Genomic DNA, 8,755 nt, shown 5'->3' with positions numbered 1-8,755 from the left:
CATGTCCCCGCACACCCGTTACCCAGGTCTCCGGTCCGTACACACGAGCAAAGAAAGTGACGCCCGCTGCAAGCGCGTAGATCATCAGCTCCGCGAAGCTACCCGCGCCAGCGCCAAGAGCCAACGAGCCTACGAGCCTACGAGCAACGGAGCGAACAAGTGATCCAGAGTATTCGGGCATCCACAGTCGTGCACACAGCGCACGCTACCCCTAGTACCCGCTACGCCCCCTATAACCGGCTATTTCAGAAAAAAACTAATCCAACCATCCCCGTATCGTCGCCTTGCGCGAATACACCCACAACAACAACGCAATCACCACCAACAAAACCGGCATCGCCAAACCCGCTGGCCCATACGCCTCCCACACTGGCGTGGTGGCGTAGGCACCCACTATCTGCGCCAGCAAGGCCAGCAGCGAAACCAGGAAGAAGGTGACCGCCCACCGCTTCTTCAGCAGCAGCCCCAGCGCACCGATCACGCCGCCGAAAACCGCGATGGCAAAGGCGATGTTCAACCACCCTGGGGTGGCCTCATGGACTTGGCGCTGTTCGGCAGGCATGGCTGCCACCATCTCGGGCGACGCGGTGGCCTGCATGAGAAACATCGCCACCCCCAGCAGGTTCCACAGCAGTGCAACGATGGCGATAACCCAAAAACTCTTCGGACGTACGGATACTGGATTGTTGTCCATCTTCATGCCCCCTAGGCGTCGACTGAACGCGGCGAGCATACGCCTGCTGCAAGCGTCATGGCGCTTACAGGGGGAGGACCCGGACTATTTGCTCGGCGTTACCCGCCAGACAACGTTGCCCACGTCATCGGCTACCAGCACGGCGCCCGCCTTGTCGGTGACCACACCGACCGGTCGGCCGCGTGCATTGCCTTTTTCATCCAGGAACCCCGTCAGCACGTCCTGGATTTCGCCTCGCGGGCGGCCACCCACGAAGGGCACGAATACCACTTTGTAGCCCGTGGGGTCGCTGCGATTCCAAGAGCCATGCAGCCCGATGAAGGCTCCTCCTCGGTATTTCTCCGGCAAAAGACTGCCGGCATAGAACTCCAGACCCAGCGCGGCCACATGTGCGCCCAGCGCATAGTCGGGAACCGCGGCCTGTGCGACCAGATCGGGGCGCGGGGGCTTAACCCGATCATCGACATTCTGGCCGTAGTAGCTGTAAGGCCAGCCATAGAAAGCGCCATCCCTCACGGAGGTGAGATAGTCCGGAACCAAGTGGTCGCCAATTTCATCTCGCTCATTGACTACCGCGAACAGCGCTCCGGTTTTCGGCTCCCAGGCCAATCCCACCGGATTGCGCAGCCCCGATGCGAACACGCGTCGGTGCCCCGTAGCGATATCGATCTCCAGCACGGCCGCACGATCGACTTCATTCTCCATTCCGTTCTCGCCGACGTTGCTGTTGGAACCCACACCTACGTACAACCGCTTGCCATCAGCACTGGCGACCAGGCTTTTGGTCCAGTGATGATTGATTGGCCCGCCCGGCAGATCGGCGACCTTGACCGGCGCTGCGCCGATGCTGCGGTCTCCTTCACGATAGGGGAATCGCACCACTGCATCGGCATTGGCGACGTACAACTGGTCGCCAACCAGCGCCATGCCGAACGGCGAGAACAGATTCTGCAGAAACGCATTACGCGTCTCGGCGACGCCGTCGCCATCCGCATCGCGCAGCAAGGTGATGCGATTGGCGCTGGGAACACCCGCACCGGCCTTCTTCATGGCACGTTTCATGAACCAGGCACGCAGGCCTTTCTCAGCCGGCTTGGGCGGCGCATTGGTTTCCGCCACCAGCACATCGCCGTTCGGCAGCACGTACAGCCAGCGGGGATGATCCAGGTCTTTGGCGAAAGGCGATACCGCCAGACCCGGCGCTGGCACAGGCGCGACGCCCTGCGGCCATCCCACCGCCGGTGCGATATTGACGGTTGGAATATGTTGCTTATCCGGGGCAGGCAGTACCGTCCGCGAGCCGGTTTCGACGACGGTGCCTGGACGCTGCGCACAACCCGGCAGTATCAGCGTCAAGCCGGCCATCAGGGCCATGATCTGCTTACGCATGAATCGGCTCCTGCAGTTGAGCCTGCAGGTTAGGAGCGCATCTGGAAAAAGCGCGTCAACCGAACAGGCATCCGGTTTCGCGTGGTGATGACATTGCCCCGGCTACCGTGCGTGGACCCCGCAGAGGAAAGCCCGGCCATGTCCGGAAGAACACCGCGAGAGAAATACCGATGAAAGCCCACCGCAGCGATCAGCAGACGCCGAATACCCCCGACAAGTATCGGAACGAGAAGGTCAAACGCAAAGAACCCGACCAGCCCGATCATACGAACAGCCGCGACGAACGCGATCCGGAGAAGGATTACCCGGACCAGGACGTCACCAGCCCAGGCCACTGATGAGCGTGGTCAGGCTTCTCCCTCGCTACGCGCAATGACGCGCAGTTCACCGTCTTCGTCCAGCGCGACGCTGATCACGATGGGTTGGCAGCAGACTTGGCAATCTTCGGTGTACTGCTGCTCATCGCCCGCGGAATCATCGATGAAGACGGTGATGACCTCGCCGCAATACGGGCAATGGATATCGGCGGCAGGTAGCGAGGACATCGTGTTTGTATGTCGGGATCAGATCGAGGTCTTGACCATGTCAATCGGAACCCAACCGCAGCACGTCGCTGATCTGGTCCATCCATAGGTAATAGGCCCGCCCCGGATCCTTCCGATCATCGATACGTACGACCGCGTTGAAGCCTTCCACACCTTCATCGTTGCGAAATACCTGCATGCTGGGCCGCACCGACACCACACCTTCGACTTGCTGTCCGTTCAACAACTGGACTCTCACGATGGCTTCGTCCGGAAGTTCGACAATGCGTGCTTCGAGACGGTCTATGTCTTCCTGTTTGGTATACACGTGCTGGGGAACCTCTTTCATCGCTATCGCTCATTGCCTCCCGTCGGCCAACTTACCCAGCTGGGTGTAAGCGTCCGTGAACGTGGTTCAGCGTCGGCATGCATTCTTGCTGTCGTAGAGCGGAGCTTGCTCCGCTGTTCTTCGCGCCGCGCCTTGCGAGTACGGATCAAGAGTACGGATCAAGCGCATGGATCAAGAGCAGCGGAGCAAGCTCCGCTCTACGAGAAGCGCCAAGACGTTCGCCATCATCTGCTGTTGCGACGGCCCTACTACCATTGGCTCTTGGCTATCGCGGGGCGCAGCTCCGCTCTACAAGAAGCGTCTTTTGGCTATCTCAACAGCGCCAGCACCGCATGCGCGGCATCTTCGGACGATGCGGGATTCTGCCCGGTCACGAGATAGCCATCGGTGACCACATGGCTCTGCCAATCGGCACCACAGGTGTACTGGCCGCCATTGGCCTTCAGCACGTCTTCCAACGAGAACGGCACGACCCCGGTAAGGCCCACTGCCGCTTCCTCGCTGTTGCTGAAACCGGTCACCTGTTTGTCTTTTACCAAGTGCTCGCCAAGCGCTCCCTTGGCGTGACGAAGAGCGGCGGGTCCATGGCAGACGGCAGCCACCGGTTTGCCGGCCGCGAATGTGTTTTCGATGAGTCGAATGGAATGCTCGTCTTCGCTGAGGTCCCACATCGGGCCGTGCCCACCGGGATAGAACACGGCATCCACGTCGTCGTTGATCACCTCGACCAGCTTGCGCGTCTGCGCCAACGCAGCTATCGCATCGGCGTCGCCATTGAAGCGCACGGTAGCGGCCGTCTGCGCATCCGGGGCGTCGCTCTTGGGGTCCAAGGGCGGTTGGCCGCCTTTGGGCGAAGCCAGCACGATCTGCGCACCGGCATCCTTGAATATGTAGTACGGCGCGGCAAATTCCTCCAGCCAGAAACCCGTTTTCTTGCCCGTGTCGCCCAAGCTGTCGTGCGACGTCAACACCATCATGATCTTCATGCATTGGCTCCTGCGTGGGACGCGGAATCTAGCAGGCCGGCTGCTAAATTTCGGTGATCTGTGCTTTTCTTCCTTTTGTAGGAGCGGCGTCCCGCCGCGAGCTTTTCCCGTCAGGTCACGACAAAAGCGAAGAGCTCGCGCCGGGACGGCGCTCCTACCGGGTTATCAACCTTTCCCGTCAGATCACGACAAAAGCGAAGGGCTCGCGCCGGGACGGCGCTCCTACGGGGTTATCCTTGCAAGCCTGCGGCCGTGTGTTTGAAGAGCACCTAAAGCCTGCTGTTCGCCATCTGGGCGCGCTGCGGCGCGTTCTTGACCACGCACCCTGAACATCTATCGGGGCGCGGAGTGGCGTCCCGCCGCGAGCTTTTCCCGTCAGGTCACGACAAAAGCGAAGAGCTCGCGCCGGGACGGCGCTCCTACAAAGAACGGGATTTTCTAATCCGTCTTGATGCGGTGCCCGCCGAATTCATTGCGCATGGCGGCCAGCAGTTTGTCGGCGAAGGAATCGTCGTCGCGCGAGCGCAGGCGTTCCAGCAGCGACATGGTGATGACCGGTGCGGCGACGTTGAGGTCGATGGCTTCTGCCACGGTCCAACGGCCTTCACCGGAATCCTCGACATACGGTGCGATGCCGGCCATGGCGGGATTTTTCTTCAGCGCATCCGCGGTCAGATCCAGCAGCCACGAGCGCACCACGCTGCCATCGCGCCAGATGTCGGCGATCTGGTGAAGGTCCAGATCGAATTCGGTTTTATGCTGCAAAATGGCGAAGCCTTCGGCGTAGGCCTGCATCATTCCGTACTCGATGCCGTTATGGATCATCTTGGTGAAGTGACCGGCGCCACTGGGTCCCACCCGGCCCCAGCCTTTGTCCGTGGCAGGCGCCAATGTCGCGAAGATCGGCTGCAGGCGCTCCACGGCAGCGGATTCTCCGCCGATCATCAGGCTATAACCTTCAGCCAATCCCCACACGCCGCCGCTGGTGCCGCAATCGATGTAGTGCATGCCGCTTTCGGTCAACTGGGCGGCGCGCCGCATCGTGTCCTTGTAGAAGGAATTACCGCCGTCCACCACGGTGTCGCCGGGCGACAGCAGCGGCAACAGTGCCGCCAGGGTTTCGTCGACGATGCGGCCTGCCGGCACCATCAGCCAGAGCACGCGCGGCGTCGACAGCGCACCGACCAACTCCGTCAGCGAACCCGCCGGATGAATGCCGCGCGACGCAGCTGCCTCGCGAGCGGGTCCGCCCGGATCATAGCCGGCGACGCGGTGACCGCCCTTTGCCAGCCGTTCGGCCATGTTGGCGCCCATACGTCCCAGCCCGATCATTCCCAATTCCATGCATCGCTCCTCGCTGTTGAATACGACATTGCCGTGCGACGGCTGGCTTCAATCAGTCAGCCAATCGCGCAGCACGGCTGTGGTTTCCTGCGGCAGTTCCATCGCCGGCAAGTGGCCGCACTGGCGGAACACATGCAGGCGGGCGTTCGGTATCGCGGCATGCAGGATGCGCGATTCCTCCGGTGGCGTCATCCTGTCGTCATCGCCTACCGCGATCAGCGTCGGTTGATCGATGGTGGGCAACAACGGCAGCGAATCCGGCCGTTCAAGGATGGCACGTTGCTGGCGAATGAAGGCTTCACGACCGACACGTGCCGCCATCGCCATCACCTCCTCGCCGACAGGCAGGCCAATCCGGCTTTCATGGATCAGTTGCGGCAGCAGCTTGTTGGTGACCCCGGCAAAACGGCCGCGTTCGGCCAATGCCAGCCCGGCACGCCGCACCGCCGCTCGCTTGGGTTCGTCCTGGCGTGCACTGGTGTCCAACAGTGCGAGCCGCAACACCCGCTCAGGCGCCTGGCGCAGAACCTCGAAGGCCACATAGCCGCCCATCGACAATCCCGCCAGTGCGAACCGTGCCGGCGCTGCCGCCAGCACCCGTGCCGCCATCGCGGCAACGTTGTCGTCCAGCGTCAGGTCCGGCACCTGGATGGCGGCGATCGATTCCAACGCTGCGACCTGATCCCGCCACAAACGTCCATCGCACAGCAGCCCGGGCAGCAGCAACAGCGGAATGCGATTGTCGGGAGTCATGCCCGAACGCTGCAAATGGCGCGTATTTTGTTCAGAAGAAATCCCCAGTCACGAGCCGCGGGAGCCGCCAGTTTAATAGCGGGTGACTCGAATCACCGCACACGATCCGTTCCACAGGCGGAACACGTGGCGGGGCGTACACTGCCGCTCCCTCGGCAAGACACCTCCTTCCATGCACGTGCTGATCACCGGCGGCTCCGGCTTCATTGGGCGGGCGCTATGCCACCGGCTATTGCAGGTCGGTCATACGATCAGTGTGGTGACGCGGCACCGGGAACGTACCGCAGCGCTGCTGCCGGCGGCGCGTGTGCTGGGTGATGTCAGCGAAGCTTTCGATGTGGAAGCGGTCGTCAATCTCGCCGGTGAGCCATTGATGGAAGGTCGCTGGAGTGCACGGCGCAAGCAACTGATCCGCGATTCGCGGCTGGGCACCACGCAGCGCCTGGTGGCCTGGATGACCACGCAATTGGTCCGGCCCCGCGTGCTGGTTTCGGGTTCCGCGGTGGGCTACTACGGCCCACGCGACGATACGCCGCTGGACGAATCCACCGCTGCTGGCGACGACTTCGCCGCCCACTTGTGCCGCGACTGGGAGACCGAGGCACTGGAAGCCGAAGCGCTCGGCGTGCGGGTTTGCCGCCTGCGTACCGGCATTGTGCTGGGCCCCGACGGCGGCGCGCTGGCCAAGCTGCTACCGCCCTTCAAGTGGGGCCTGGGCGGTCCCATCGGCGATGGCCGGCAATGGTTGAGCTGGGTGCACCGCGCCGACCTGGTTTGCCTGATCGAATGGCTATTGGAAAACGATGCGGCCGGCGGCGCCTACAACGGCACCGCTCCGGAACCGGTGATGCAACGCGAATTCTCCCGGACGCTCGGACGTGTGCTGCATCGCCCGGCTCGCCTGCCCACGCCGGCATTCGCGATGAAGATGTTGTTCGGCGAAATGTCGAATTTACTGCTGACCGGACAGCGCGTGCTTCCGACGCATGCAACGGCGGAAGGCTTCAAGTTCCAGTATCCCGAGCTCGAAGGCGCGCTGGGGAATTTGCTGGGTTGATGGCGGCAGCTCTCGTAGCGCCGATATCCTATCGGCAGCTCGGCATAGCAACGCATCGACAGCCCACAGCGTGGGAGCGGCATGGCCGTCGCAATGGCGAGTGACAACGGCCAGTGGTTATGCGCTTCCGCCGTTCTTCGTGCATCGTGTGCCTCACGTGCATCGCATCGACGAGCAGCGGAGCAAGCTCCGCTCTACGAAGGGCTATCCGCTTTCGTCATGAAAGGCGACGGCCCGATATCCCGGGCCGTCGCCATCGACGCGTGCCGCATCGGTCTTCAGGCCGGAACGGGCGATGCCTGACGCGAGGCACGCAGGCCAAACCAGCCGAGTTCGGCGAAGGTCAGCACCACCAGTGCCTGGCCGGTGACGAAGACCACTCCGAACATGCTCGGTTGCCAGCTGCCACCGAATGCGACCCAGGCGCTGGCGGCCACCCAGGCGATGTTGATCGCGATCACCGCGGCCATCGCGCCGCGCGGCACCACCGGACCGCGCGAGAGCACGAGCACCCAGGCCACGAACGGCACGCAGATCAGGCCTGCGACACGCAGCAGGCCGGCAGGCAGTTGCAGCAGCGGTGCCAGCGTATCGGCCGCGGTCAGCAGCAACAGGGCGGTGGCGCCGGTCGCAAGACCGTCCATCAGCAACAGGCGGGGCAGGAACTTCGGATTGGCGAGGATGCGCTGCAACATGGCGGGACTCCTGTGGTTGGATGGTGGTGATGCTGGACGGCCGCCGTTATCAACACCATTACCTGCCAGGTAATGACGTTTCGTTACCGCGATCGGCTATCGTTCCAGGTCATGACCACGCTCGCTTCTGCACAACGCCCGGTAGGGGAACAACTGCGCGACTGGCGCCGCCGGCGACTGCTCTCGCAGGAAGATCTCGCCGGCCTGGCCGGCATCTCGTCGCGCCATCTGAGCTTCCTTGAGAACGGCCGCTCCGAGCCCAGCCGGGCGATGTTGCTGCGCCTGTCCGACAGGCTCGACGTGCCGCTGCGCGACCGCAACCACATGTTCACCGCGGCCGGCTACGCGCCGGTCTACGGTGAGCGCTCGCTGGACGATTCGACCCTGGCGGCGGCGCGGCAGACGATCGAGCTGCTGTTGCGTGGCCACGAGCCGTATCCAGCGCTCGCCGTGGATCGCCACTGGCAGATGCATGCCGCCAACCGCGCGCTGGCGCCGTTCCTCAGGGGCGTGGCGCCCCATTTGCTAGAACCGCCGATCAACGTATTGCGCCTCAGCCTGCACCCGGAGGGTGTTGCGCCGCGCATCGTCAACCTCGGCCAGTGGCGCGCGCACCTGATCCATCGTCTGCGCAGGCAGATCGAGACCACCGGCGACAGCGTGCTCGAAGATCTGCTTCAGGAACTGATGTCCTATCCCGCGCCCGACTACGACGACGAGTCGCCCGATCCCACCGCGATCGCCGTGCCGATGCGCCTGCGCACCGAAGTCGGCGAACTCGCCTTCCTTAGCACCATCACCGTATTCGGCACGCCCGTCGAGGTGACGTTGTCGGAGCTGGCCATCGAGTCGTTCTTCCCCGCCGACGAAAAGACGGCCAAGGTCATGCGCGCGATGTCGTTGGTCGGCCGGGTGCTGTTCCGGATGCCGCGGCTGAAGCACAAGGACTGAGAAGAGTAGAACT

10 protein-coding genes and 1 pseudogene are annotated in these 8,755 nt (G+C 63.0%); 3 read left to right on the top strand and 8 right to left on the bottom strand.

Annotated features, from left to right (window positions below):
- Positions 1 to 256 precede the first annotated feature (256 nt).
- Together AADW18_RS19465 and AADW18_RS19460 are read right to left on the bottom strand one after the other, a co-directional pair.
- Positions 257 to 694, bottom strand: coding sequence for a hypothetical protein (locus AADW18_RS19465; RefSeq protein ID WP_337345069.1), 438 nt, complete (start codon positions 692 to 694; stop codon positions 257 to 259).
- Positions 695 to 778: 84 nt separating this feature from the next.
- Positions 779 to 1,981, bottom strand: a pseudogene (locus AADW18_RS19460) (sorbosone dehydrogenase family protein); the annotation flags it as partial.
- A gap of 272 nt (positions 1,982 to 2,253) precedes the next feature.
- On the opposite strand from AADW18_RS19460, the gene AADW18_RS19455 reads away from it, so the two are divergent.
- Positions 2,254 to 2,421, top strand: coding sequence for a hypothetical protein (locus tag AADW18_RS19455; RefSeq protein WP_337345068.1), 168 nt, complete (start codon positions 2,254 to 2,256; stop codon positions 2,419 to 2,421).
- Positions 2,422 to 2,430: 9 nt separating this feature from the next.
- Here AADW18_RS19455 and AADW18_RS19450 read toward each other — a convergent pair whose 3' ends face one another.
- From AADW18_RS19450 to AADW18_RS19430, 5 genes are all read right to left on the bottom strand, one after another.
- Complete coding sequence (locus AADW18_RS19450) at positions 2,431 to 2,628, bottom strand: CPXCG motif-containing cysteine-rich protein (protein ID WP_337345067.1); 198 nt, start codon at positions 2,626 to 2,628, stop codon at positions 2,431 to 2,433.
- A 40-nt stretch (positions 2,629 to 2,668) separates the two neighbouring features.
- A complete protein-coding gene (locus tag AADW18_RS19445; protein ID WP_337345066.1) occupies positions 2,669 to 2,956 on the bottom strand; it encodes a DUF3247 family protein in 288 nt (95 codons plus the stop codon).
- Between the two features lie 308 nt (positions 2,957 to 3,264).
- A complete protein-coding gene (locus AADW18_RS19440; protein ID WP_337345065.1) occupies positions 3,265 to 3,942 on the bottom strand; it encodes a type 1 glutamine amidotransferase domain-containing protein in 678 nt (225 codons plus the stop codon).
- 438 nt (positions 3,943 to 4,380) lie between these two features.
- Positions 4,381 to 5,286 (bottom strand): phosphogluconate dehydrogenase (NAD(+)-dependent, decarboxylating), encoded by a 906-nt coding sequence (gene gnd / locus AADW18_RS19435; RefSeq protein ID WP_337345064.1) that lies wholly within the window; start codon positions 5,284 to 5,286, stop codon positions 4,381 to 4,383.
- A 48-nt stretch (positions 5,287 to 5,334) separates the two neighbouring features.
- The gene (locus AADW18_RS19430; RefSeq protein ID WP_337345063.1) at positions 5,335 to 6,039 is read right to left on the bottom strand and encodes an alpha/beta fold hydrolase; all 705 of its coding nucleotides are present in this window, start codon (positions 6,037 to 6,039) and stop codon (positions 5,335 to 5,337) included.
- A 172-nt stretch (positions 6,040 to 6,211) separates the two neighbouring features.
- On the opposite strand from AADW18_RS19430, the gene AADW18_RS19425 reads away from it, so the two are divergent.
- Positions 6,212 to 7,096, top strand: coding sequence for a TIGR01777 family oxidoreductase (locus AADW18_RS19425; protein ID WP_337345062.1), 885 nt, complete (start codon positions 6,212 to 6,214; stop codon positions 7,094 to 7,096).
- 278 nt (positions 7,097 to 7,374) lie between these two features.
- Here the strand turns inward: AADW18_RS19425 and AADW18_RS19420 are convergent, their stop codons facing one another.
- A complete protein-coding gene (locus AADW18_RS19420; RefSeq protein WP_337345061.1) occupies positions 7,375 to 7,791 on the bottom strand; it encodes a hypothetical protein in 417 nt (138 codons plus the stop codon).
- A gap of 111 nt (positions 7,792 to 7,902) precedes the next feature.
- On the opposite strand from AADW18_RS19420, the gene AADW18_RS19415 reads away from it, so the two are divergent.
- Entirely contained in the window at positions 7,903 to 8,742 is an 840-nt protein-coding gene (locus AADW18_RS19415; RefSeq protein WP_337345060.1) for a helix-turn-helix transcriptional regulator, read from the top strand.
- The last annotated feature ends 13 nt before the right edge of the window (positions 8,743 to 8,755 follow it).

Source organism: Pseudoxanthomonas sp. CCNWLY206-1 (genome assembly GCF_039710385.1).
GTDB lineage: Bacteria > Pseudomonadota > Gammaproteobacteria > Xanthomonadales > Xanthomonadaceae > Pseudoxanthomonas_A.
Note: the sequence above shows the minus strand (reverse complement) of the source record. Positions and strands in the feature narration are given on the sequence as shown.